This window comes from Candidatus Borrarchaeum sp. (genome assembly GCF_019058535.1).
Taxonomy (GTDB): domain Archaea; phylum Asgardarchaeota; class Sifarchaeia; order Borrarchaeales; family Borrarchaeaceae; genus Borrarchaeum; species Borrarchaeum weybense.
The window spans coordinates 1-23990 of the sequence record NZ_JAHPYX010000108.1 but is presented as its reverse complement, the minus strand read 5'-3'; the positions used below and the strand labels follow the sequence as shown (position 1 = coordinate 23990).

At 37.1% G+C, this 23990-nt stretch carries 25 protein-coding genes; 14 read left to right on the top strand and 11 right to left on the bottom strand.

What is annotated here, in order from left to right; translation table 11 throughout:
- Together QVB70_RS06015 and QVB70_RS06010 are read left to right on the top strand one after the other, a co-directional pair.
- A partial coding sequence (locus QVB70_RS06015) for a Rab family GTPase (RefSeq protein ID WP_287584414.1) occupies positions 1–522 on the top strand: 522 nt, incomplete at its 5' end.
- A complete protein-coding gene (locus QVB70_RS06010; protein WP_287584411.1) occupies positions 515–1249 on the top strand; it encodes a hypothetical protein in 735 nt (244 codons plus the stop codon). The genes QVB70_RS06015 and QVB70_RS06010, both read left to right, overlap by 8 nt.
- Before the next feature lies 1 nt (position 1250).
- Here QVB70_RS06010 and uvrB read toward each other — a convergent pair whose 3' ends face one another.
- The 4 genes from uvrB to QVB70_RS05990 all read right to left on the bottom strand — a co-directional run bounded on the left by uvrB (position 1251) and on the right by QVB70_RS05990 (position 6539).
- A complete protein-coding gene (gene uvrB, locus QVB70_RS06005) occupies positions 1251–3224 on the bottom strand; it encodes an excinuclease ABC subunit UvrB (protein WP_342766545.1) in 1974 nt (657 codons plus the stop codon).
- Between the two features lie 133 nt (positions 3225–3357).
- Complete coding sequence (gene trxA / locus QVB70_RS06000; RefSeq protein ID WP_287584407.1) at positions 3358–3669, bottom strand: thioredoxin; 312 nt, start codon at positions 3667–3669, stop codon at positions 3358–3360.
- Positions 3670–3700: 31 nt separating this feature from the next.
- Positions 3701–5179, bottom strand: coding sequence for an NAD-dependent epimerase/dehydratase family protein (locus tag QVB70_RS05995; protein WP_287584405.1), 1479 nt, complete (start codon positions 5177–5179; stop codon positions 3701–3703).
- 85 nt (positions 5180–5264) lie between these two features.
- Positions 5265–6539, bottom strand: a complete 1275-nt coding sequence (locus QVB70_RS05990; RefSeq protein WP_287584403.1) for an alkaline phosphatase family protein — start codon at positions 6537–6539, stop codon at positions 5265–5267.
- Between the two features lie 153 nt (positions 6540–6692).
- Here QVB70_RS05990 and QVB70_RS05985 point away from each other — a divergent pair, with 153 nt between their 5' ends.
- The 4 genes from QVB70_RS05985 (at position 6693) to QVB70_RS05970 (ending at position 9212) form a co-directional block, all read left to right on the top strand.
- Positions 6693–7541 carry a TrmB family transcriptional regulator gene (locus QVB70_RS05985; protein WP_287584401.1) on the top strand — a complete coding sequence of 283 codons (849 nt, stop codon included), beginning with the start codon at positions 6693–6695 and terminating at the stop codon, positions 7539–7541.
- Between the two features lie 251 nt (positions 7542–7792).
- Complete coding sequence (locus QVB70_RS05980) at positions 7793–8308, top strand: hypothetical protein (protein WP_287584399.1); 516 nt, start codon at positions 7793–7795, stop codon at positions 8306–8308.
- A gap of 228 nt (positions 8309–8536) precedes the next feature.
- Entirely contained in the window at positions 8537–8932 is a 396-nt protein-coding gene (paaI, locus tag QVB70_RS05975) for a hydroxyphenylacetyl-CoA thioesterase PaaI (protein ID WP_287584397.1), read from the top strand.
- A gap of 148 nt (positions 8933–9080) precedes the next feature.
- The gene (locus tag QVB70_RS05970; RefSeq protein WP_287584395.1) at positions 9081–9212 is read left to right on the top strand and encodes a hypothetical protein; all 132 of its coding nucleotides are present in this window, start codon (positions 9081–9083) and stop codon (positions 9210–9212) included.
- Positions 9213–9246: 34 nt separating this feature from the next.
- On the opposite strand, the gene QVB70_RS05965 is transcribed toward QVB70_RS05970, so the two are convergent.
- On the bottom strand, positions 9247–9474 hold the full coding sequence (locus QVB70_RS05965; protein WP_287584393.1) for a hypothetical protein: 228 nt from the start codon (positions 9472–9474) through the stop codon (positions 9247–9249).
- 143 nt (positions 9475–9617) lie between these two features.
- Between QVB70_RS05965 and QVB70_RS05960 the strand changes: the two genes are divergently transcribed.
- Together QVB70_RS05960 and alaXM are read left to right on the top strand one after the other, a co-directional pair.
- A complete protein-coding gene (locus tag QVB70_RS05960; RefSeq protein WP_287584391.1) occupies positions 9618–10499 on the top strand; it encodes a class I SAM-dependent methyltransferase in 882 nt (293 codons plus the stop codon).
- A 117-nt stretch (positions 10500–10616) separates the two neighbouring features.
- Positions 10617–11327 carry an alanyl-tRNA editing protein AlaXM gene (alaXM, locus tag QVB70_RS05955; RefSeq protein ID WP_287584389.1) on the top strand — a complete coding sequence of 237 codons (711 nt, stop codon included), beginning with the start codon at positions 10617–10619 and terminating at the stop codon, positions 11325–11327.
- A 43-nt stretch (positions 11328–11370) separates the two neighbouring features.
- Here the strand turns inward: alaXM and QVB70_RS05950 are convergent, their stop codons facing one another.
- Positions 11371–12135, bottom strand: coding sequence for a TatD family hydrolase (locus QVB70_RS05950; protein ID WP_287584387.1), 765 nt, complete (start codon positions 12133–12135; stop codon positions 11371–11373).
- Positions 12136–12276: 141 nt separating this feature from the next.
- On the opposite strand from QVB70_RS05950, the gene amrS reads away from it, so the two are divergent.
- Positions 12277–13284: an AmmeMemoRadiSam system radical SAM enzyme gene (gene amrS, locus QVB70_RS05945; RefSeq protein WP_287584385.1), complete on the top strand. Its 1008-nt coding sequence runs from the start codon at positions 12277–12279 to the stop codon at positions 13282–13284.
- Positions 13285–13435: 151 nt separating this feature from the next.
- Here amrS and QVB70_RS05940 read toward each other — a convergent pair whose 3' ends face one another.
- Together QVB70_RS05940 and QVB70_RS05935 are read right to left on the bottom strand one after the other, a co-directional pair.
- Positions 13436–13603, bottom strand: coding sequence for a hypothetical protein (locus QVB70_RS05940; RefSeq protein WP_287584383.1), 168 nt, complete (start codon positions 13601–13603; stop codon positions 13436–13438).
- Between the two features lie 60 nt (positions 13604–13663).
- Positions 13664–15553 (bottom strand): aldehyde ferredoxin oxidoreductase family protein, encoded by a 1890-nt coding sequence (locus tag QVB70_RS05935; RefSeq protein ID WP_287584381.1) that lies wholly within the window; start codon positions 15551–15553, stop codon positions 13664–13666.
- Positions 15554–15878: 325 nt separating this feature from the next.
- On the opposite strand from QVB70_RS05935, the gene QVB70_RS05930 reads away from it, so the two are divergent.
- Positions 15879–16169, top strand: a complete 291-nt coding sequence (locus QVB70_RS05930) for a GIY-YIG nuclease family protein (RefSeq protein WP_287584379.1) — start codon at positions 15879–15881, stop codon at positions 16167–16169.
- Between the two features lie 32 nt (positions 16170–16201).
- On the opposite strand, the gene QVB70_RS05925 is transcribed toward QVB70_RS05930, so the two are convergent.
- From QVB70_RS05925 to QVB70_RS05915, 3 genes are all read right to left on the bottom strand, one after another.
- Positions 16202–17500, bottom strand: a complete 1299-nt coding sequence (locus QVB70_RS05925) for a response regulator (RefSeq protein ID WP_287584377.1) — start codon at positions 17498–17500, stop codon at positions 16202–16204.
- A 50-nt stretch (positions 17501–17550) separates the two neighbouring features.
- Positions 17551–18306, bottom strand: coding sequence for an ATPase domain-containing protein (locus QVB70_RS05920; RefSeq protein ID WP_287584375.1), 756 nt, complete (start codon positions 18304–18306; stop codon positions 17551–17553).
- A gap of 373 nt (positions 18307–18679) precedes the next feature.
- Positions 18680–19210: a Rab family GTPase gene (locus QVB70_RS05915; protein ID WP_287584373.1), complete on the bottom strand. Its 531-nt coding sequence runs from the start codon at positions 19208–19210 to the stop codon at positions 18680–18682.
- A 271-nt stretch (positions 19211–19481) separates the two neighbouring features.
- Here QVB70_RS05915 and QVB70_RS05910 point away from each other — a divergent pair, with 271 nt between their 5' ends.
- The 4 genes from QVB70_RS05910 to QVB70_RS05895 all read left to right on the top strand — a co-directional run.
- Positions 19482–20762, top strand: coding sequence for a transposase (locus tag QVB70_RS05910; RefSeq protein ID WP_287584371.1), 1281 nt, complete (start codon positions 19482–19484; stop codon positions 20760–20762).
- A 54-nt stretch (positions 20763–20816) separates the two neighbouring features.
- Complete coding sequence (locus tag QVB70_RS05905) at positions 20817–20960, top strand: hypothetical protein (RefSeq protein ID WP_287584369.1); 144 nt, start codon at positions 20817–20819, stop codon at positions 20958–20960.
- 128 nt (positions 20961–21088) lie between these two features.
- Positions 21089–22675, top strand: coding sequence for a D-aminoacylase (locus tag QVB70_RS05900; RefSeq protein ID WP_287584416.1), 1587 nt, complete (start codon positions 21089–21091; stop codon positions 22673–22675).
- 458 nt (positions 22676–23133) lie between these two features.
- The coding region (locus QVB70_RS05895; protein ID WP_287584366.1) for an actin family protein at positions 23134–23990 on the top strand (857 nt) is incomplete at its 3' end.

The window sequence follows — 23990 nt, the reverse complement described above, 5'->3', positions numbered from 1 at the left end:
GGGGAAGGTGGTGTCGGGAAAACGACTTTCATAAATAGATATGCAACAAACAAGTTTGCCAAAGATACAAAAATCACGATCGGCGCAGGATTTTATTCTTTCCATAATAAAGTAGATGTAGATGCAGATATCATCATTAAACTTCAGGTATGGGATTTTGGTGGGGAAAAAAGGTTTCGGTTCATCTTACCTAGTTATTGCCAAGGGGCTCATGCGGTCATATTTGCCTTTGATCTTACACGATCATCTAGTTTGCTCAATTTAAGTGATTGGTTTGATTTAGTCTATAAGAACACCGCTGGGAATCCAATAGTTTTAGTGATTGGCACAAAGGCGGATAAACTTGGGAAAGCTGGCAAAGAGGCGGTAACTGATGCAAAAATCAAAGAATTTTTGAAAAAAAATGAATTGTCAGCAGAGATTTTTTTTAAAACAAGTTCGCTAACTGGTGAAAATATAGAGAACGTTTTTGCTGCTCTTTCTGATTTACTTTACGCTAGGGTGATACAACTAAATGTCTAAGGAACATGCATTCATTGATTATTGTGAGGTATGTAAGAAAAACATTACATATTGCTTTAGGAAAGAACAACTTCTACGCAAGAGTAGCGATCTATATTCCGGAATATTCCTTCATAGGAGTGCTGATAATAAAGAAATTCACGCAGTACTTTCTTATTTTGATGAGGATCTTGCCCATAGAGGAACGGAAGGCTCAAAAGTAATTTTTACGGATGGCATTTCAATAGAATTTAAAACAAAGGGGAAAAAGTCGGGTTTTGTGGAAGAGCTAAAGTTGAAAAAGGACATTAAACTATTCTACGAGCAGCTCATTAACGAATATATCTTCCATTTTAAGACGAGAAATATTCCAGCAAATAAAAGAGTGAATTCAACATTAATTACGTTTTTAGCGAGCAAAAGAGTTAATCCTATCTTGAGCAAGATTTTGCATAACTTAAGAAATGTGGATCCAATATATGAGAAATTTGTGTTTTTGGATAAGACAAATAGTCTAATTGCTACTACTTTTCAAGATGAAGACCTTCAAGAGATCAAGAAAAGTGATTTGAAAAAGATATATCAGACATTCTTTGATCACGTCAAAACTGGTTTTTACCGAGTTAATAAGATCGAAGCTCTCGAAACATCAAGAAAATTAGGCATTGAGATGGTTAATCGATGGGGGGAAATTGAAAGATTAGAGCTCCCAGAAGATATATTCCAGATAATAGAGGTTGAGAGTTAGATCACGGAATTAAAAGCTTTCTCAATTCAAATATTTTGTCACGGATAACTGCAGCCTTCTCAAATTCGAGGTTATCTGCAGCGTTTTTCATTTCAGTTTCGAGTTGTGAGAGTTGAAATTTGAGATCTTCAGGAGATTCAGACAATATAGAATCTAATTCAATCTCTGTTTTAGTCGTTTCGGATATTGGAGCTCTAATTCCTTTAGAGATCGTTACGGGTGTAATTCCATGTTCTTCATTATATTTTAGCTGTAGAAGGCGTCTTCTTTCGGTTTCATCGAGTGCTCTTCTCATTGATTCAGTAATCTCGTCTGCATAAAGAATAACGCGCCCACTCACGTTTCTGGAGGCTCGCCCAATTGTTTGAATTAGACTTGTTTCAGAACGTAAGAAACCCTCTTTATCAGCATCGAGAATGGCGACGAGGGAGACTTCGGGAAGATCTAACCCTTCTCGCAGTAAGTTGATGCCAATAAGTGTATCAAACTTCCCTAGACGCAGATCTCTCAAAATTTCCACGCGTTCTAGCGTTTCAATGTCACTGTGAAGATATCGTACCCTGAGCCCGACGTTCAATAGATAATCAGTTAGATCTTCAGCCATTCGCTTTGTTAATGTTGTTACCAATGTACGTTCTCTGTGTTCCGCCTGTAGTCTTATCAGAGAAATTAGATCATCTATCTGATTTTCGGTTGACTTTACAATTACCTCTGGGTCAATCAATCCAGTAGGCCGGACTATCATTTCTGCGATTTGTTCACTATTATTTAGTTCATAAGTAGCCGGTGTAGCAGATACGAAAATCACCCTACTTCGATCCATATGTTGCTCGAATTCTTCAAATCTTAAAGGTCTGTTGTCAAAACTACTTGGTAATCTGAATCCATACTTGACAAGATTTTTCTTTCTCGACAAATCTCCGCCATACATGCCTCTTACTTGAGGTATAGTTACATGTGATTCGTCTATAAACATGAGAAAATCTTGTGGGAAATAATCCAACAATACATATGGTTTTTGACCAGGTTGTCGATTGTCAAAATACCGGGAGTAGTTCTCAATTCCTGAGCAATATCCTACCTCTTTTATCATTTCCAAATCATAACGTGTTCTTTGTTCAAGCCTTTGTGCATACAACAGGTTTTCTTCTTTTTTCAATTCAGCGAGGCGTTCCTCAAGTTCTGTCTCTATTAATTCAATAGTCTGATCGATCCGGGATTGAGTGAAGACGAAGTGTTTTGCCGGGTAAATCACAGCTACTGGTTTTTTCATTTTAGTTTTTCCTGTCAACGGGTCAATCTCTGAAATGTTCTCAATCTCGTCCCCGAACCATTCGAGTCTTAACGCCGAATCGTCATAGGCTGGAAAAACCTCGACAACATCCCCTCTTACCCTGAATCTGCCTCTCGCAAAGTCCAAATCATTTCGTTCATATTGGATGTCAACAAAAGATTTCAAAACGCTGTCACGATCCCTTTTTTCACCTGCTTTGAGATAGAGCGTAAGACCTGTAGTGTCTTGAGGATCACCAATAGAATAAATACATGAGACGCTGGCTACGACTACGACATCTTGCCGTTCGAGTAAAGAACTCGTTGCAGATAAGCGCATCTTTTCTATGCGTTCGTTTATTGACGCATCTTTTGCTACATAAGTGTCAGTTTGAGGCATATAGGCTTCTGGCTGATAATAATCATAATAACTAACAAAATATTCCACTGCATTTTCTGGAAAAAATGCCTTGAATTCAGAATACAACTGTGCAGCTAATGTCTTATTGTGGCTGATAACGAGCGTTGGTTTTTGCGTCTTTTCGATAATCTGAGCCATAGCGAATGTTTTTCCGGAACCAGTTACTCCTAGTAATGTCTGATGTTTTAGTTCTCTTTTTTGTATACCATCTACAAGTTGTTGAATAACTTTTGGCTGATCTCCTTTTGGTTCAAGATCTGTAGATAATTTAAACATATTCAAATAACTCGCCTTGCCCGATCTGAAAAATGTTGAAGCTGTTATTTCTTAGAATGGTGAGAAAGTTTTCACTTTTTTATTTTTGCAACTTAGTGTGTATTCGTCGCTAAACTTCAAAAGGAGTCTAACTTGAGTTTTATAAAAACTTTTCAATCATCTTTTTCAATTCAGCTTTGGACTTTGCAGCTATAGCTCGATCTTTTATCTTACCATCTTTAAAAATTATAAACGTAGGAACCCCTGTAATCTCATATTTTGCACCTAGGCCAGGATTTCTGTCCACATTGAGTTTGCCGATTTTTGCTTTACCCAGATATTCCTGAGCTAATTCTTCTATGATTGGCTCGACTACTTTGCAGGGAGGACACCAACTAGCCCAAAAATCCACTAAAACGGGAATATCAGACTTAAGAACTTCTTTTTCAAAATCCTTCGCAGTAAATTCCATATATCCTCTGCACCACCGTTAGACTCGCAGTTTACTGCTTGACTCTTTTTTGAGTCTCTTTTACCACTAGTTCTTTCCCTGTATCAAGTTGTGGTTGGAAACCCCCATTTTGCTTTGTGCCTGGTGCATAGACTTCAATCACTTCTGACTCTCGTTTTTCGCCATCCCACCGAGTTACTGGCCAAAACACGTGAGCTGTCTCTTCAATTCGTTTTTTGATGTGAGGTTGAGTTAAAAGAGTAAACATATTTGTAATTTCTTCTTCGAGGCTCAGTTTTGGTGCAAAGCCAAATGTCTTGGGAAGTTTTTTAGAAATTACTTCGAAGGGATGAAAATCTGCTTCTACACGTGGATTTTCTACTCTCTGAATCCTTACATTTAAGCCAAATCTTTCATTTCCAACTTTTGCAACAGTGTCTGCCAATTTTTTGATTTTATAGAGCCCAGACACTTGATTTACTACGTCATATTGCCCGGGTTCTGGTGGTGATGCAATTAAGCGCACCATACATTGCATCGCATCATCAAGAGCAATAAACCCACGAATTTGTTCACCCTGTCCATATACGGTTAACGGAAGTCCCAGTATACCTTGAATGACGAAACGATTCACCACTGTCCCGAACCATTCATCAGCGTCTAAGCGAGTTCGAAGTCGTTGATCTGCTGCTATTTCATCAGTGTGAACCCCATATATAACACCTTGCATAACATCATAGGATCGAAGCCACCAATATTTACATGCTTCATAAACATTGAAGGTATCTTGGACTTTAGATACATGATAAAAGCTTACGGGATCGCGAGGAGTCAATTCTCCACCAAGGCTCCATTCTCTACCTCCATAATTCAATACGGCATCTGCAGGGAAGATACCTTCAAAGAGCGGTCTTCCAGTCAAAGGTGAACCAAATTCGCCAAGGGTACCAAGTTTGATTAAAGACGTTTCCGGAACCATCTCCTTCATCAAAAAAAGCAGACCAAGCGTACCAATAACATTATTATATTGAACCTTAATAGCATGATCACAATCTACCATACTATATGGTGCACTTGGACATTCTGCGTAGTGAACGATCGCTTCTGGTTTCATTTCTTTTAGGAATTCACCCAGTTTTTGACGATCTAAGATATCAATCTCCCGAAACGTGATGTCAATCCCAAGTACTTCTTGGGCAGTCTGGAGACGTTCATCTATTGATGCAATAGGAACAATCGAAAGCGCACCTTTTTCTTTTACACAATCTCTGCGGAAATAATTATCGATCCCACTAATTTTGCATCCTAATCTTCCTAGTCTTAGTGCTAATGTCCATCCTAAATATCCATCGATTCCTAAAATCATAACACGCATATCTTTCAAAAGATAACAATTTATTTCATCCCGATATTCCCATTCTGTGCATTGTTCAAAACTTATGGTGGGTTCAAAATGTCCCAATTCAGGTCTCCGAGCACATTCAATCATGATAACATATTCGGGATCTTTTAATTCCTTTACTTTCTCCATAGATTGTCCACATGCTCTAAAATCAACATTACCTTTGAATATTGCCGCAGGGCAATTCCAGCATGTTTTATTTACATTATATGCTTTAATTTGAATCACGTCCTATAATCAGGTTCATAACATGTTCTACATTTAGATTATCTGGTAGATCTGCTTCGCCTCTAACATAAAGAAATGCATCTTCTTGGGTGTGTTTTCCAGTGAAAATATCCTTGTCAAATATCTCTTTCTTGAACACACTACCCTTAAGATTAAAGCCAGAATTCGGCAATAAAATGAGATCAGGGGCTTTTTCTACATAGGAACCATGATAAATCTCTTCTTTGTCAAATATTTTTTTTATAACAGGCATCCCATTCATTTTCAGCCTTGAAAACGAATCAATCAGTTCCTCTTTTAACTTAACTTCCTCATTCGTCTTAATATGACCCCTAGGAAATCTATCTTTTTTGTGTAAATAGATTCTTGCAGGATCCAAAGCAAATGCCTTTGTACCTTCTCTAACATTGTTATAATTTTTTTTCGGATCTTTGTCTAATGAGCAAAATCCCTCTTCGGTAAGATATCTGTTGATATTTACATTTGTTTTAACAGATTCCATCCCATGATCAGACAGCATGATTAGAGCGTCATCTTCTCTCAATTTGCTTTTTATGTAACCAATTTCCTCATCAATGAGTTCAAAATACCTCAAGAATTCTGAGTGATATTCATGATTTGGATCTTCATACGCATCCCAAAGGAAATGACCAAGTCGATCACTTCCTGTGAATACAAACATGAATACATCCCAATCAATTCCTGCTTTATCCCAAAAATAACGATATGTCTTTATACGGTTTTTATGTGTTTCAAACAAATCCTTAAGAAACAATGGCTTAGATTCATGTCCCTTTTGTGCATCAACATCTATTCTATATCCTAATTTCTTCAAAGTGCTAACAAATCTTGACGGATAAACAGCCTTATCTAAATCTAATGCAACAAATCCAGAAACTAAAAAACCATTTATTTCCTGTGCAGGATATGTACTTGGAACATTAATAATTATGTATTTTCTAGAATCTCTTTGCCAAAAAGCTTTGGATTTTAGGTTCAGAAAATTTGGAAAACACAAAGAATATGTTCCTTCTATGAAATCAGTGAATCCGAAAATCCCATGTATTCCAGGATTATTTCCAGTAATGATAGAACTCCAAGATACTGATGAAAGTTCTGGAATAGAACTTTGCATTTTAAAGAAACTACCGTTTTTCTGCAACTCTTTGAAGTTTGGCATTACGTCTTTATCGGATAAATCATTCATCAGTCTATAAGGGGCTCCGTCAATGCCAATCACCGCTGTTCTTTTCTTATCCATCAAGAAATCACCTTAAAATTGCCTAATTTTCTAATAAGCAAAATTATTACTTTTTCTTAAAGTCCAATTGGAATATAAAAGTTACTCTATAATAAAGTAAATAAGACATAAAATGGCATTAATTTTCTAACTATGAATTTTTAGGTGTCTTTGATGTCTCTTGAAGAATATGAAGAGGAAACAGAGAAAGCTAAGAAATGGTTATTAAGTCTGGGATTCACAGAATATCAGGCAATACTTCTAAGTTATCTTCTTCCGCTCGGGGAGGGGACAGCTAAACAAATGAAAGAGATTACTGGAATTCCAAGCACAAAAATCTATGAAACTCTTAATGAACTTGCTACTAAGGGTATCATCCAAGAACGAACAGGTCGTCCTGTCGCCTATACTGCATTGTCACCTAAGCGAATAATGGATAATCTGCTTGAATACAAGCAGAAAACATTTGATAAAGACATGAGAGAACTGAGAAAGACAGCAAAAGAATTTACAAAAACTTTGACACCCATTTATGAAAAGGGATTAGTTGAAAAACGACAGAAACTGTTGCGAATAGTCAAAATCGGGTTGGCATCAGAAACAGAAACTATTTCTGCTATTAGAAGGGCAAAAAAAGAAATCTATATTATCTCGAAAGTGCTAGAATATCTACCTAAGATTATAGATGATTTAGCAAAAAAGATAGAAAAAGGAGTTCAAGTAAAAATCTTACTATTAGATCCGAACAAACTGAGTAATGAATCTCAAGCAATCCAACAAAGCATAATAACACTTCTCTCCTCAAGTTTTGAGGATAAAATTACTATCAGATTCGCCTATTCGGTTCCCCTGAGAGGAGCGTTAATCGATCCAAGCAAAGAAGGTACTGCAATCTTTCTCGCAGAAGAAATAGGAATTCCACTTTGGATGCGTGAGGCTGCTATTTCGGAAAATACGAATCTGGTACAAGCATTAAAACTTTTCTTTGATTTGATATGGGAACATCATTCCACTGAGCACTGAATTAAGAGTTCAAAAATATTGAAGTAAAACAATTCTTCAAATGTCTAAATAGATTATGTTCATAATAGAAAAACTTAAAAGCCTCAGGCTTGCCATTTTACAAAACCATGTACATCGGAAACTCTTTTTTTTGCAAAAGAAAAAATTCGATGCCATGAAAAGAATACAGAAAAAGGAATTTACAGGACTAGTTGGTGAGTTTTAAGTAAGTTTGTCTTTTTTTGTAAGTTTTAATAGTTTAGGTGAATAAAATGTCCATGGATGAAGAACGAGAAGAAACAGAAGAATCAGAAGAAATTATGATGTCTGTTTCAGACCTTGGCCCGCGAAGTCGCAAGGTCAACGTCAAAGTAAAAGTTGTTGAATTGAACGAAGCACGAGAAGTAACAAGTAGAAAAGATGGATCAGTCAATAGAGTAACTGAAGCTTTAGTCGGTGACGACACAGGAGTCATTTTCTTAACACTTTGGAACGATGATATTGACCGAGTAAGCGTTGATAGCGCACTCAAGATTTCAAATGGTTACTGTAATGTGTTCAAAAACAGTTTACGGCTTAATATCGGTAGATATGGTTCTATTGAAGAGACAGAAGAGGATATCACAGCAAATACAGATAATAACCTCTCAGATAGGTTTTTTGAGCAACCTCCTAGATTTAGACGCGGCGGCGGTCGACCACGTAGTGGCGGCGGATATAACCGTGGTGGCGGTGGCTACAGCGGTGGCGGCGGCGGCGGCGGATATAACCGACGACGAAGATATTAATATATAACAAGCCGTGAATTATTTCAAAAATTAATGTTGCCTGATTTTTTTAAACAGGCTTCCTTTTTCCCTTTTAATTGTTTTATCATTTCTTCGCAAGAAGACACCCCAACTTGTTGGGGGGTAGTTCTCACCTATAGATATAAGAGAACCTCTTATGTTTCCTAAAGAAACCAGAAATGTGTTTTCAAAGATATGAATAATTCATATGATTGAAAGGGTGGTTTTGTGTCAGATCATATTGACAATTTAAGAAAACGTTTTGATCCGTTTTCAAAATTTTTAGATGTTCAAATTAATCAACTTGCGGAAGGATATGCAAAAATTCAAATGCAGATAGCTGAAAATCATTTGAATTTTCATGGAGTTGCCCATGGAGGTGCAATTTTTTCTTTAGCAGACCAAGCCTTCGCACTAGCTTCCAATTCTCAAGGAATAACTGCAGTAGCAATCCAGATGAATATAAATTATCATAGACCTTCCAAACTAGGGGATTTGCTCGAAGCAGAAGCAAAACAAATACATTTTGGCAAAAGAATTGCAGTTTATCAAGTTAATGTTAAGAATCAAGAGAATGATAAACTGATTGCATCATGTCAGGGTATGGTCTATCATGTGGAATGACTATTCCTGGTCATTAAGGAATCTCTTTTCAAAATTTAATAGGATAAGTTCATCTTTCACCGATTTTTGATCATTTAAAGACCTTTACTATTCACCTCAAGCGAAAATCTTTTGAAATAAAATAGCTTTTATGAATTGAGGATTAGTTATGGCGAAAAAATCTCATGAAGATGAGAAAGAAGATATGATTAAAGAATGCCTTAAAATGGCGAGAAAAGAATTAAACGCCGCTGAATATGCTCGCCTAGTAAAAGCTTGCGAATCCAAGAAAGAAGAATAATTTAAATGTCATTGAAAACTTGATAGGCTTTCTTTCACAAATCAACATTTTTAGTTCTATAATGAATTTCTTTGTCAAATATAACGAGATGATGAGTTTCATCATGAAGAAGTGGCTTTTTAAATCCTTCTGCAATCATTGTCAGTTCTTCTAGCGAATCAACTTCAATAATAACTATATTTTCTTCACGAGAAATAGCATTAATTTTTACAGGGTATATGAGGCAACGTTCACAATCGTTATTTTCATTTCTTTTAACCATCCTATCACACCTTCTTTTTAATTCATCGATTTTTGATTTAATAGAAAAAAGGAATTTAAAGGTGGAGAGACCCTAGTAAAAGTGAAACCCTCCCTCAATGCCTCCCTACCTTAAGGGCAGGAGCTTCTTTGAGGTTGTTATAAATGGTTCAAGAAGAAATAATAAAATTTCATAAACCTGCTAATCAAAACGATATAGCTGTTGTGGAAAGTCTCATATATCCAATATTTTCTAAGAAAAATAAAAAAGACAAGCACAATTGGAATGAAATCCAGTCATTATTTTTATCTACCATGAAAAATGCCAATTTAAATTTTTTTAAAAGACATATTTTTTGGTTCTATGTAAATAGAACCATAACTAAAGGCATGAAAAAAGGAATACCTCTTATTAAAGTTGAAGAAACACTGCGAAAGTTTATCAGAAAACATGTCGATAAGGAAAAAGATCGAAAGGCTTATGCATTCAAACGCGCTAAAAGGAGTTTTGAATTAGTAGCAGACTACATCGTAGGAGAGAAAATACTTGATCTTGGTGCAGGGGATGGGCTTTTAGCGTTAGAAATAAAAAAACAACTTAAGAAAGAAGTCGTGCTGGTTGATATTGTAGATTATAATTATACAGACCTACCATTGATCTTATATAATCCAGAGGAAAAGATTCCGTTAGCAGATGAGGAAGTAGGTACTACCATTTTATATACTGTATTGCATCATGCGAGTGATCCCGAACATCTATTGAAGGAAGCAACAAGAATAACCAAAAAACGCTTAGTAATTATAGAAGGCTATATTGAGGAAGATGATATAAGGGTGACTAATAGCTTTTTTGATTGGTTTTACAATCGAGTCATTGGAGACGAAGATATCAATGTACCTCTTAATTTTCTTAGGATAAAAGAATGGGAAAAAATTCTGAAATCACATGGATTTGATATAATTGAAACTATATATCTTGGAATCAATGAACCTGTTGTGCCAGAACATCAAATATTAATTATCGCTGACCATGTTAATAATAGTTAATTTATAATATCAAAATTATAAAATTCAGCTGATCATAAGAAGATCTCGCGAAAGTTTAGTAATACACTGCAAACAGGTTAAATAAAGTGACATAGATAATCCAAATTGGTGAATAAAGTGACCCAAACATTATATTTAGAGGACAGTTACCTTCAAGAATGTGAGACCACCGTTGTAAGTGTCAAAGAAGATAAATACGTTGTTCTTGACCAAACAATCTTTTATCCAAAGGGCGGTGGACAACCACATGACACAGGTAAAATGATTCGAGATGAAGAAGTATTTCCAGTAGTTTATGTAGGCAAATTCTCAGGTGAAATTTCTCATGAAATTGGTGAGCCAGGATTACAACCCGGAGACAAAGTAAAGTGTCAAATCGATTGGGATAGACGCTATAAATTCATGAGAAGCCATACAGCAGCACACACGTTAGCTGCAATTCTCTGTGAAGACACTGGAACACTCATTACAGGTAATCAGATTAGTTTAGAAAAAACAAGATTCGATTTCAATCTTAAAGAATTCAGCAAAGAAGTTTTTTTAACCTATATTGATAAAGCTAATGAACTTTTCAAGCAAGGCATTCCTGTAAAATGGTATGATTTGGCCTATGATGAAGCAATGAAAATCCCTACCGTCTCACGGATGGCAGGTGCCTTTCCACCAAACCTTCCCAAATTACGAATTGTTGAAATCGAAGGTATCGATAAACAAGCGGATGGCGGCACACACGTGCGCAATCTAAAAGAAGTTGGACAAATAGAATTCATCGAAGCAAAAAATAAAGGAAAAAATAATCGTAGAGTTTATTTCCGTCTGGTTGACTAAAAAATTTCTATAGGTTTCTTTTATACCATAAAACAATAGTGTATTAGTCTTTAAGCTTGAATAGATTGTTAGCGTTCGTTTCATTTATTTGAACAACTTCTTCATACGTCAAGTCTAAAATCTCTGAAATCTTTTGAACAATATACTTAAGATAACTAGGTTCATTTCTTTTGCCACGCTTGGGTACTGGTGCTAGATAAGGACTATCTGTCTCAACAAGAAGCCGATCAAGTGGTATTTGTTTTATAAGTTGAGCAAGAGGTTTGGAAAAGGTGATTATGCCAGATAGAGAGATATAAAAATCAATATCAAGTACATCCTTAAGCATATCTTCGTCTCCACTAAAACAGTGAATTACTCCTTCGTGGGCTTCTTCCTCCTTCAAGATATTTACTATATCTTTATGGGCATCTCGATCATGAATAACTAACGGCAATGATAATGATAATGCCAATTGAATTTGTGAACGAAAAAGACGTTGTTGAGAAGTAATCGATGCTGCCATGCGATAATAATCGAGTCCAGTTTCACCTATAGCTACTAATCCTTCTTTTTGTGCCAATTGAGAAAGATTATTCAATAAATCATCATTCATCTCGTTTGCACTATAATGAGAGAGGCCCACAGTTGCATAAATAAACTCATATTGAGAGGCTAGTTCTATTGCTCTCTGACTAGACTCTAAATCCCAGCCAATAACAATGACCTTCATATTAGCTTGCTGTATTCTAGAAATTACTGATTCAAGATCATTATTATAACGAGTACTTTGTAAGTGAGCATGAGTGTCCACAAGCTGTGTATCCAAGATTTTATTCACCTCATTTGTGCACATATATTCGGCTGAACTATACTGCACAAAGCATGGAGGAGTCTTCTTGCCAGTTGAGTTATAAATCTAATGGTAATATAGTATTAAATCAAGTTAAGTTTGAAATTGGCGGAAAAAATGAAAGAAGCTATGATGTACGAAAAATTGGATAATTCAACAGTACGTTGTACTCTTTGTAATCATTACTGTATGATTAAAGATGCTAAACGAGGAATATGCACGGTTAGAGAAAATAACCAAGGGACACTTTATACTTTGGTATATGGGCAACTTGTTTCTCGTGCTGTGGATCCGATTGAAAAGAAGCCATTATTCCATTTTTATCCCGGCTCCACTGCTTATTCGATCGCTACTCCAGGATGTAATTTTAGATGCAAACACTGTCAAAATTATGATATTTCTCAAATGCCAAAAGATAAGAAGCGTATCACAGGGATGGATATTCCTCCAGAGAACGTTGTTGCTGATGCAAAACGAAATAAATGTAAAAGTATTGCATATACCTACACTGAACCGACAATATTTTTTGAATACGCCTATGACATTGCAAAGTTAGCTACGAAAGAAGGAATCAAAAATATCTTCGTAACAAACGGATATATTTCAAAAGAAGCGTTGCATGAGATTGCTCCATATTTAGACGCCGCAAATATTGATCTAAAAGCGATGACCGACCTTTTTTATAAAGAAATTTGTGGGGCAAAACTACAGCCCGTATTGGACTCAATTAGACTTCATAAAGAGCTTGGCATATGGGTTGAAATAACTACCTTAATAATTCCAGATTTGAATGACTCAGATGATGAATTAAGACAAATTGCAGTATTTATTCGTGATGAAGTCGGGGAAGAAACACCTTGGCACGTCTCGGCTTTTCGTCCAACATATAAACTCACTGACAAACCGCCAACTCCAGTAAGTACATTAGAAAGGGCACAAAAGATTGGACAAGAGGCAGGTTTAAAATATGTGTACATGGGAAATGTTGGACGGGGGGAGAATACGTACTGTTATAATTGTGGCGAACTACTCATTCAAAGACGGGGGTTTTACTATACAAAAAATGAGATTAAAAACAATCTATGTTATAAATGTAATTCAAAAATTGATGGGATTGGATTATAACCAATTTAGTCAATTTATTGACTCTATAAGCCATTTTTGTGAACTACCCCGCCTTTAGAAAGGGTGTCCCGCCAAATAAGTTGAATTCAACTACCCCTCCCTGTCGGAAGGGGTCTTCTCGCTGATATCAGATAAAAATGATGTAAGAAAATTAGCCACCTGGGTAGATTTTAAAGACTTTTACGTCCACACCTTCTTCTATATCTTCATTTATCATGTCATTATCTCTAAGAACGGTCTTATTCTTTAGATCCATCAGGTAGTTTCTTGAGGTATAACCATATTTTTCTTTCCATTCCTTGACAGTTATCTTTGCCATAGTAGAACACCGTTCCTTTAGAAAATTAAAGAAAAAAGGGAAGGCTTTACGCCTTGTTTACTAATAATTGTCGATATCGGCTACTGCAAAATCTAATCCAAATCGTTTCAGAGTTTCTGGAGTTGGTATACCTTTCGCATTCCATCCACGTTCACTATAGTACTCTGTCCTCATTTTTTCAAACACTGGTCTGAGGTCTGCTCCTGCTGCACCACCTTCACCAAGAGGTTCGAACATTCTTGGTGGAAGAACGTCATTTTTCTCTGGAATAAGACCTTGTTTAAGATTAAACATCCTCATCAACTGATTTAGTCTACCGCCAAGATCAACTAACGCCTCTGTGGTGTTATAGTCGTCCCAACCAGTTACAGCTTTAAGGAGATCGACCTTAGTTTGAGTTGTATATCCTGAGAAATCATAGAAGAGACACACTATTAGAGCGTCATCGAACATTGAGAAGTCCATCCACGCTAACGCGGCAAGACCTTTTTGCTTGTCTGAGAAACGGTCAAGTGGAACATCTGTTAGCTCGTATTCTGGTAAGGGTACACCTAGTTCAGCAGCTTCAGAGAAACCAGTAACATGACAAGGGCCACGTGAACCGCATGCATATGTGACTGCCATTGAGAAGAATGCTCTTGGGTCATGTGCAGGGATTACAGCATTGTTGACTTGTACTGCGAGTTCTGGACAACCCAATTTATCACCTGCTACTTTAACGCCCTCACCTAATAGCTTGCCCATTTCATTTTTCCGGAAAGTAATGAGATCTACGAGTTTAATCATGGCATCGCCATCACCAAACGGTAATTCAAAGCCCAAATCTTCTTTCTTGATAATGCCGTTTTCATAGGCATCCATAGCAAAAGCACACATACCACCAAAATCAATAGTATCCATGCCATAAATATTGCAAAGATGACCTGCATAATTGATTGCTTTAAGATTATCGACGAGACAGTCGCTTCCCATCATGCCTAAGGTCTCATATTCAGGTCCGTAGCCGTCCATGTCATAAGGTCCGCCTTCATCAATGATGACTCTTCTGTGGCAGCCTACTATACAATATGAACATGAATCAGGTTGTGGCTTAAGAACTTCATTGAACTCTCCTCCTGCAGAACCAATTTTACGAGCGCCTTCTTTCCAAGTTCCAACTTTGAAGTTACCAATCGGCAAGAGACTGTTTTCTTCTCTTGGAATTACGGCCATTGCCTGTCCATCAGATCTGTTCATTTTTGCAAAATCGTTTTCTTGAATTACTGGAAGTAGTTCTTTGTTCAGTTTCTTGAGTTCTTCTGGGTTTGCGATAGGCTGTCTCATAGTACCTCGAAAGACAAATGCTTTGAGTTTTTTGCTGCCCATAATGGCACCCATGCCCATACGTCCAGCACAGCCATGACCTTTCTCGGTAATCACACCAGCATATCTTACAAGGTTTTCTCCAGCGGGACCAATTGGCACTACACGGACTTTATCACCGAGTTCCTGTTTTAGAATATCCTCAGTTTCACCAGCATCTTTACCCCAGAGATGACTTGCATCTTTGATTTCGACCTCTCCGTCTTTTACATAAATATAGACAGGCTTATCAGAAGCACCGCTTACTACAACTGCATCAAACCCTGCTCGTTTAAGTTCTTCAGCGGAGTGCCCGCCACCAGTAGACTGGCCCCATATTCCAGTGAGAGGAGACTTTCCGCAGATGGCGAAACGTCCTGAGCCTTGAATGGCTGTATATCCCTGATAAGGACCACATGCATATACCAATAAGTTTTCAGGACCTAATGGGTCAGCTCTTGCTGGGATCTCATCATAACAGATCTTTACAGCCAAACCTACACCACCAAGCCATTTTCTGGCAAATGCCTCATCATACTCTTGAACTGAAACTTCCTTTGTGGTTAAATTCACACGGAGTATCTTACCCCAATAACCACCAAATGACATTTTTTTAACATCCACCTATAGATTTTTTTTATTCTTTTTGTAAAACAAACGTGACTTTGATAAGATTTCGTTAATATAAGAATTGCTACGTATTAATTGTTCATTACAGTACATTAAAATGTGAAAATTATATGTATATTTTTATTTTCAGACAATAAATTCAATCTAACACTTGTAAAAAACAAAATAGATACGTATTTATTTCATAAGCTATCTTAACATCTTTGGTAATTCAAAAAAACTTTCATCCATATTTCTAATCTTGGTTTACATCAAATACTAACTTATTTACTTGGAATCAGATGAGAAATTAAGAGGAAAACGTATGTATTATGTATATGTGATTCTCTGTAAAAATAAAACGTTTTATACAGGGTATACGAAAGATCTTTTTGATCGCCTCCAACAACATATAGAAGGGAAAGGTGCTAAATATCTTAGAGGTAATAAAGTAAAAAAATTGTATTATGTAGAAAAATACCGCACGCAACGTAAGGCGATTCAAAGAGAACGTGAAATTAAAAAATTTACACATCAAAGGAAAAAGAAATTAATTGAGAAACCCTTAGATCAAGAATTTGTCGACAATGTTAACCATTTTTTTGGATTTTCTTAATATATAAACTCACAGCTTTAGCGTGAGGTAGTTTACAAGACGCCGGTTTCGAAGAAACGCTCTACCTTTTGTGGAAATCCGCCCATATCGATTGGTTTAGGAATGTAGCCATCACATCCAGCAGCTAATGCTTTTTCATCATCTCCTTTGAGAACAAATGAGGTTAATGCCACTATGGGAATATCTTTAGTTGTTGGCTTAGATTTCAAACGGCGTGTTGCTTCATAGCCATCAAGCACTGGGAGACCAATATCCATTAAAATCAGATCTGGATGCTCTCTTTCGGCGGAGTCTATAGCATCTACACCATTTACTGCTGTAACAACTTGATAATTCTTTAGTTTTAGGATTTCCTTGATGGCAACTCGAAAATCTTCATTATCTTCTACAACAAGAATCTTTTTACGTTTGATAAAATCTCCTAATAACACTTTCTCCAAAGTGCCAGGATCTTTTCCAGTAAACTTAATTATGTCTTCGTGGATCATTTCCGTAATTTTTTTTGCATGATTTTGTTCAATGGTGTCACGTGTTATTTCTAACTTAGTAAGATATGATTTAATAAGATTATCAACCATGGCTTTCGCAAAAATATCTGAAAGCAACTTTTCAGCTTTTTTAATGAACCTTGCTGATTGTTGTGCTGTTTTTGCGTTATAAGAAACAATCTTTTGAAGGTTTTCAGGATTTATCTCAGTCCCATGAGGGGTTACTTTGTACGGTATCCAAATGGATTCATGTGGAAAGCCGTCTAGATGATGAATTCTTAAATGTTTTCCGAGTGTTTCTTCCTCGAAATCCATTTCTATGACGCCATCCATGATAGAATACACTGTGGTGACATGTTCTTGATTATGCATCCCCTTTTGCATTGAAAGAAGGATGAAGCCATATTCTGATTTAATTCGAGATGTGATGGTTTGAACAAACTTCAGAATGACGTCTGCTTGGCTATGAAGAAAAAGTGTAGATAATGAATCAAAAATTATTCTAACTGGCATCCCCAATGTATTTACAGCTTTTACTAAATTAATGCTTATTTTATTTAGATTTGCTGGATGATCAACTGAGAGTCTTTTCTCTTCTTTACTAACAGACCATGAGTAACAGTCAATAAAAACAAGTGTTTTATTTTCATATTTCGTGATATCAAGATTACGTTTTTTCGCGTATTCGATAAGCTGCTCTGGGCTTTTTGATGTGGTGATATAAATCACTTTCTTATTATGTTTTAGGTAATATTCTACTAAATCAAAGATATACTCCGATTTGCCAACGCCAGGAGGACCATATAGTAAAACACTGTAATAATCTGGGAATATTTCTTTCATTAATCCCACCAAGACATTGTAGAGTATATCTTCTTATAGCATATTGTTTTTCATAATAAATTATCTCTTAAAAATGCTATTTCTTCGGAAAATACATCAATTCCTTTTTCTGCAATTTCATAGGGATGCAATGATTGATCATGCCTGGTACCACGCATCTTCCGAATCTCTATGGCGCGGGTTCTTTTCCCTCCTTCTCGAACATAATAGAGGATTATTACACCGTGTGTAATGAATTCTTCGACTCCAAATCTGCTGATTCCAACCGATCCCTCAGGAATCTCTGTTGTATAAATCGTCGTGCAACCTGAGGAGCGAATTGTATTTGTCATATCCAAAAGACCTTGCCGAATTTTAAAGTCATCTTGATATAGAAGCGCTAGTGCGCTTAAACCATCAATAACAACGCGGGTTGCGTTTATTTCATTGATTTTTTCTTCTAATAACGAACAAATTGATTCAAAACTGAAAGTTTGAGAGAATAGAGGAGCTTTAATCACGTACTCTGTCGCATCGGGAGATTTTTTTGGAATAGCATTAATCATTACTAGTTTTTTTTCCCTTTGCAGAGTGTTTAAATCCCAATTGAATGTAGACATCACTTTTAGGATATCCTGAACATCTTCTTCTAGACTGATATATACTCCTGGTTCATTATAGTCTTTATAGCCGTTATACAAATACTGTATAGCGAGAGTTGTCTTCCCTGTCCCGGTAGGGCCTGTCAAAAGAACACCCCATCCTTCTGGAATGCCTCCTTCAATTAAATTATCGAGCCCTTTAATTCCAGTATGTATTCTCTTCAAAATAATCTTTCCATTCTTTTTTTATGTTTCTTGTTGTTTGTTTATTAGCAAAAATTGACTTTCAGAGAAACTTATTGTGTTTGCACCTCACACTATCAACAATCACATCTTTTAAGCAGCAAGAAGCAAACATAATAATTAGTGACGCGTCTTCTTTTTTTTAACACCATCCAAGATATTTAGTTAAGATATTAGACTGAAGTGATCAATTATACAGTCAATATCTCTTTTCTGTCGCCAATTTTTGTCTAATATTTTTTCAGAATACTCCATTATAAGTATAATTGTGAAATTGACTTGTCAAAATATACTTGTATTCTAAATTGAAAATAATTAAAAAGTAAATATTGGTTTTCTGTTTATGAAATTGAATTTAACTTGACTTATCCTTAACTTTTACTTTGTATCTGGTGTACAAAATGTTAGCTAATTCAGAAAATACGTCAAAGACCTGTTCACCTGTTTTTGCGGATGTTTCGTAATATAGGAGATCATTTTTCTTCGCATATTTTTCAGCTTGTGATTTTTTTACTTGTCGCATATCTAAATCAATTTTATTGCCTAACAAAAGAAGTGGAATCTTTCCACAATTCGTATGAATCTCTTTGAGCCACTTATCAAGACTTTTAAAGGATTCGCTCCGATTTACATCAAATACCATGAATCCTCCACTGGTGCCTGAATAATACGTTGGACGAATAAAGGCAAACCTTTCTTGACCAGCTGTGTCCCAGATTTGAAGTTTGATCAGATCTTCTCCGATTTGAACGTCTTTCACAAAAAAATCTACACCGATAGTCATTTTGTAATACTCTATGAATTTACCCTTAACGAAATGAGTTGCCAAAGTTGTTTTTCCTACGGCTCCATCTCCTACTACCACTATCTTGAATAACAGATGCATCAATTATCTCCTCACGCTAACCCTGCCCTCATTGAATTTAAAAATAATGTAGATTTGAATCACTTCTTTTCCTTGTATACGTATTCTAATATAATTTCAATAAAAATAGTTGCTATCAGAATTAGAGGTGCATCGTGCAAACTTATAATGCAAATTGTTTTTTAATTAGTTCAGCGGGAAGTCCTCTTCCGACTGCTGGGGGGATGAAAGCCACTAGTTTTATATAGTTTTTTGGGGTAGAAATACTGATATCAGAGTCTGCGTGAAGCCCATGAGACTGACACAGAAAATTAGGATCTTTCCGACACTAGAACAGGAAGAAGTGCTTTGGAAACTCTCGGAGAAGTGCAGACTCATCTATAATTTTGCCCTTGCCGAGCGAAGGGACGCCTATAGACACGGCATTAAGGGCGTGACTTATCGAAAACAGCAAAACGACCTGCCAATAATTAAAAAGCACTACCCGGAATATAGCTGGGTATATTCGAAGGTCTTACAGTATGTTTTGAGGACGTTAGCCGCCGATTATGAGTCGTTCTTTGCCCTGCGAAAAAATGGACACGCCGATGCTAGACTCCCGCGATTCAAAGGCAAGCAGTATTTCACTACGATGGTTTATAACCAGTCGGGGTTCAAGTTAGAACACGGAAAAGTCTCCTTTTCCCATAACTACAATGATCTACCTTTGGAGTTTGCCATCCCTGCAAAATTCTTTTTTGATGATAAGAAGGTAAAACAAGTCGCCATTTCTGAGCAGAACAAGCGGTATTTTGTGACTATCACGTACGAGATGGAAGAACCGCTCTTTATGGATAACGGACGGTATCAGGCCATTGATCTGGGAATTACCCATATCATTACGGCTGTCAATTCTCAGGGGAAATTCTTGGTGGTGAACAACCAGCGTCCCGATAAATACTGGAATCAAAAAATCGCAAAGATACAAGCACGGCGGGATAGGTGCAAGAAATTCAGCAACAAGTGGAAGTTCTTCAACCGTATCAAACGCAAGTACGAGCGGAAACGTGATGATCAACTAAAGGATTTCCAGCACAAACTCAGCACGAAGGTAGTGAACAACACCAAGGCGAATACGCTTATCGTGGGTGAACTGCAGGTCAAAGCCATGGCACAGTCAACGAAGGTGCCAAATTTTATGAGATCGGGGTTAAACCGCGCTACACAGAGCACGGGTACGCTGGGGCGGTTCGTACAGTTTCTAACCTACAAATCGAAACGAGTAGGTAAAAGACTAATAGAATTTGACGAACGCAATACCTCCAGAGAGTGTTATGTGTGTGGTAAACTCCATTATATGCCGTTGTGGGAACGAGTTATGAACTGTGAGTGTGGTAACGTGATTGCCAGAGACAAAAATAGTTGTGTGGTGCTTATGAAACGTTTCCTATCACAGAATGCCAAGTGGACGGGCTATCAAGTGTTTCTTGATAATCTGCGACACACAGCCAAAGGTAAAACGAAAGTACCCAGTCCTATTCGTGGATATGGTTCGGAGGACTCGCAGGAAGCTCCATCCGTCAGGGTGGGGTAGTTCACTTAGTTCAGACATATTGTTGTCAAGCATAGTGAGAGGAGTAACATAATCATGTTTACAAATGAGTCACCAGAAGCTTATCTTGAAAAACGTGAAGAATATCTCAATCAAGGAGAGTATGAAAAAGCTATAAAAGAATATGAAAATGTTTTAAATGCTGATCCAAACTTTTTTATGCGTGGAACGACATTATGAGTTGTTTTGACAGGAGCAATGACCGCGATGGGGGTTCCAATTCCTAGCATCTAACGAACAACTCATCGATCTCTTTTACGCACTGTTTTCATTGAAATTGAAACCATTGGTGAAAAATCTTGTTTGATATGATTGTAAAAAATGGTAGAATCATTAATGGAACTGGTAATCCTTGGTTTAAGGGCGATATCGCCATTGAGAATGGAAAGATTGTAAAAATTGGTAAAGTCTCGACATCTAACTCTAGACGAAAAATTGACGCTGAAAAACTTATTGTTGCACCGGGTTTTATCGACATTCACTCACACTCAGATATTGTGTGGTTAGAACGCCCAACTGCTGACGAAAAAGTACTTCAAGGTGTCACTACTGAGTTGATTGGGCAATGTGGCTTTTCTGTGGCACCTATTAAGGAAGAATGCAAGGAAGAGTACAAACAATTAGTTATGGGGGTTTTAGGAAATACAGGCGTAGAATGGAATTGGAATACATTAGCTGAATATTTAGCAGTATTTGAAATTCAAGGCGTAGCTGTGAACATTGCAAGTTCAGTTGGACATGGAGTCATCCGATTTTGCACTATGGGTATGGAAAATAGACCTCCAACAACCATAGAAATAGAAGAAATGAAACAAAGTGTTGCTAAATGCTTTGATGATGGCGCATTTTCGTTTTCAACAGGTTTAATTTACCCTCCTCTTACTTTTGCTTCAACAGAAGAAATTATTGAACTCTGCAAAGTTGCAAATAGTTATGATGGCTTTTTGAGCATCCATATGCGAAATGAAAGCGATAAAGTGATAGAATCAATCCATGAAGTTGTTAAAATTGGAAAAGAAACCGGAATTCCAATAGAAATATCGCATTTTAAAGCAGCGGGGAAACAAAACTGGGGAAAAGTTACTCAAACTCTCAAACTGGTGGAAGATGCCAGAGCAATAGACATCGATATAACGGTGGATCAATACCCATATACTGCGGGAAGCACAACATTAACCGCTATTCTTCCTCCTTGGGTTCACGTAGGTGGCAAAGAGAAATTAATTCAAAGATTAAAAGATCAAGAAACTAGAGAGCAGATAAAAAAAGAAATAAAAGAAGGAAACGATTGGGATAACTATGCTAAGGCATCTGGATGGGATGGAATACTAATAACTTCAGTAAAGACTGACCAGAATAAGGATTTGGAAGGAAAAACGCTCTCAGAAATTGCTGAAATGAAGGGAACAAATGATCCTGCAGAGACAGCTTTTAATTTATTAATCGAAGAGGACGCTGCAGTATCTATGGTGCTCTTTTTTATGGACGAAGACGATGTAAAAACTGTTATGAAACACCAGGTACAAATGGTTGGAACAGATAGCATTATTATTGGAAAATATCATCCCAGGGCTATTGCCTCATACCCTAGAATTTTAAGACAGTATGTTCGCGAAAACGCTGTTTTAACACTCCCTGAAGCGATCAGGAAGATGACCTCTTTACCAGCACAAAAAATTGGATTGCAAGATCGTGGACTTATTCTGCCAGGACTCGCTGCAGATATAACAATCTTTGATGCCACAGAGATTAACGATACTGCAACTTATAATAATCCCCTTCAGTTTCCAAAAGGTATAAAGTTCGTGATTGTTAATGGAGAACTTGTTGTTGAAGAGGGAAAACATACGGGAGCGCTTTCTGGGAAAGTTCTCAGAAAGACCGACTATCTTTAAACTAAAGCATTTTTTAAAATTGAAGTAAATTAATTCTATTTGCTATTTTTCCATAAGATTCCCCACGGTTTGATTCTCAAACTCGAAGTTATTATTTAGAGAGGAGTTCGTTTAGAAAATGAAATTACAGCTTATAATCTAAATCTACTAAAAAAGGGTGAAGATAGATGGAAAAGGAATTTGTGACATTTAGAGGATAGAAACACTATGTCGTGTGTGAGTTTCTCGTTTTAGAAAAATTGTGAATAATTATTAATAATTATTAATAATTGTGAATAATTGTGGACGAGATCAAGATAATTGTGAAATCTATTTTTGCCGGCGTTGTTTTATTTAGAAACACGTTTCATTTATAAACAAAATCGCAAGATTCAGGGCAAAATCACTATTAGTTCTTAATCTAACAATTAATATAAGAATTTATTAGCTAAATTAAAATAGTATATGGAGGAAAACCATTGGAAGAAGAAGGAATAACTGGAAAGCCATTGGTGATTGATAACGGGACTGGTCTGTCCAAAAACGGCTATGCCGGTGAAGATCAGCCCAGGAGTGTCTTCCCAACGCTTATTGGCTACCCAAAATATAAATCCATTATGACCGATGTAGAACATTACGTACGTGAGTACTATATCGGCGAAGAAGCTTTGAACTTAAGAGGTGTACTGAAGCTCATCTACCCTGTAGAGCATGGAGTGATTAGCGACTGGGATGCCATGGAAAAAATCTGGCACTACACCTTCTATAACGACCTGCGCGTTAACCCTAACGAACATCCCGTATTGCTGACCGAAGCCCCTCTCAATCCGAAAGTCAACAGGGAGAAAATGACCGAAGTCATGTTCGAGACCTTTAATGTACCCGCCATGTATGTCAGCATGCAGGCAGTATTGAGTCTGTATGCCAGCGGAAGAACCACCGGTATCGTAGTCGACAGCGGTGACGGAGTAACGCACATCGTGCCCATCTATGAAGGGTTTGCCATCACTCATGCCATCTCTCGTGTCGATTTAGCCGGTCGTGACCTCACCGAGTATCTACGACGACTGCTCCGACAGCGAGGCTATTCACTGACCTCATCTGCCGAACGTGAGATTGTTCGTGACATCAAGGAAAAACTGTGCTACGTGGCCCTCGACCCAGAAAAGGAAATGAAATTAGCGGAGAAAGTCTCCGGTATGGAAAAGACCTACACCTTACCAGATGGCCAGGCCTTAGTGGTCGGTCCTGAACGTTTCTTGGCTCCCGAAGTATTCTTCAACCCAGGTGTGATCGGCTTAGAAGCTTCACCAATTGACGAAGCCATCTACCAAGC

Coding starts and splice junctions, on each gene's coding strand:
- QVB70_RS06010 (WP_287584411.1), top strand. CDS start 515: ATGTCTAAGGAACATGCATTCATTGATTATTGTGAGGTATGTAAGAAA.
- trxA (WP_287584407.1), bottom strand. CDS start 3,669: ATGGAATTTACTGCGAAGGATTTTGAAAAAGAAGTTCTTAAGTCTGAT.
- QVB70_RS05995 (WP_287584405.1), bottom strand. CDS start 5,179: ATGGAGAAAGTAAAGGAATTAAAAGATCCCGAATATGTTATCATGATT.
- QVB70_RS05990 (WP_287584403.1), bottom strand. CDS start 6,539: ATGGATAAGAAAAGAACAGCGGTGATTGGCATTGACGGAGCCCCTTAT.
- QVB70_RS05985 (WP_287584401.1), top strand. CDS start 6,693: ATGTCTCTTGAAGAATATGAAGAGGAAACAGAGAAAGCTAAGAAATGG.
- QVB70_RS05980 (WP_287584399.1), top strand. CDS start 7,793: ATGTCCATGGATGAAGAACGAGAAGAAACAGAAGAATCAGAAGAAATT.
- QVB70_RS05970 (WP_287584395.1), top strand. CDS start 9,081: ATGGCGAAAAAATCTCATGAAGATGAGAAAGAAGATATGATTAAAGAA.
- QVB70_RS05965 (WP_287584393.1), bottom strand. CDS start 9,474: ATGGTTAAAAGAAATGAAAATAACGATTGTGAACGTTGCCTCATATAC.
- QVB70_RS05960 (WP_287584391.1), top strand. CDS start 9,618: ATGGTTCAAGAAGAAATAATAAAATTTCATAAACCTGCTAATCAAAAC.
- amrS (WP_287584385.1), top strand. CDS start 12,277: ATGAAAGAAGCTATGATGTACGAAAAATTGGATAATTCAACAGTACGT.
- QVB70_RS05940 (WP_287584383.1), bottom strand. CDS start 13,603: ATGGCAAAGATAACTGTCAAGGAATGGAAAGAAAAATATGGTTATACC.
- QVB70_RS05935 (WP_287584381.1), bottom strand. CDS start 15,553: ATGTCATTTGGTGGTTATTGGGGTAAGATACTCCGTGTGAATTTAACC.
- QVB70_RS05930 (WP_287584379.1), top strand. CDS start 15,879: ATGTATTATGTATATGTGATTCTCTGTAAAAATAAAACGTTTTATACA.
- QVB70_RS05925 (WP_287584377.1), bottom strand. CDS start 17,500: ATGAAAGAAATATTCCCAGATTATTACAGTGTTTTACTATATGGTCCT.
- QVB70_RS05915 (WP_287584373.1), bottom strand. CDS start 19,210: ATGCATCTGTTATTCAAGATAGTGGTAGTAGGAGATGGAGCCGTAGGA.
- QVB70_RS05910 (WP_287584371.1), top strand. CDS start 19,482: ATGAGACTGACACAGAAAATTAGGATCTTTCCGACACTAGAACAGGAA.
- QVB70_RS05905 (WP_287584369.1), top strand. CDS start 20,817: ATGTTTACAAATGAGTCACCAGAAGCTTATCTTGAAAAACGTGAAGAA.
- QVB70_RS05900 (WP_287584416.1), top strand. CDS start 21,089: ATGATTGTAAAAAATGGTAGAATCATTAATGGAACTGGTAATCCTTGG.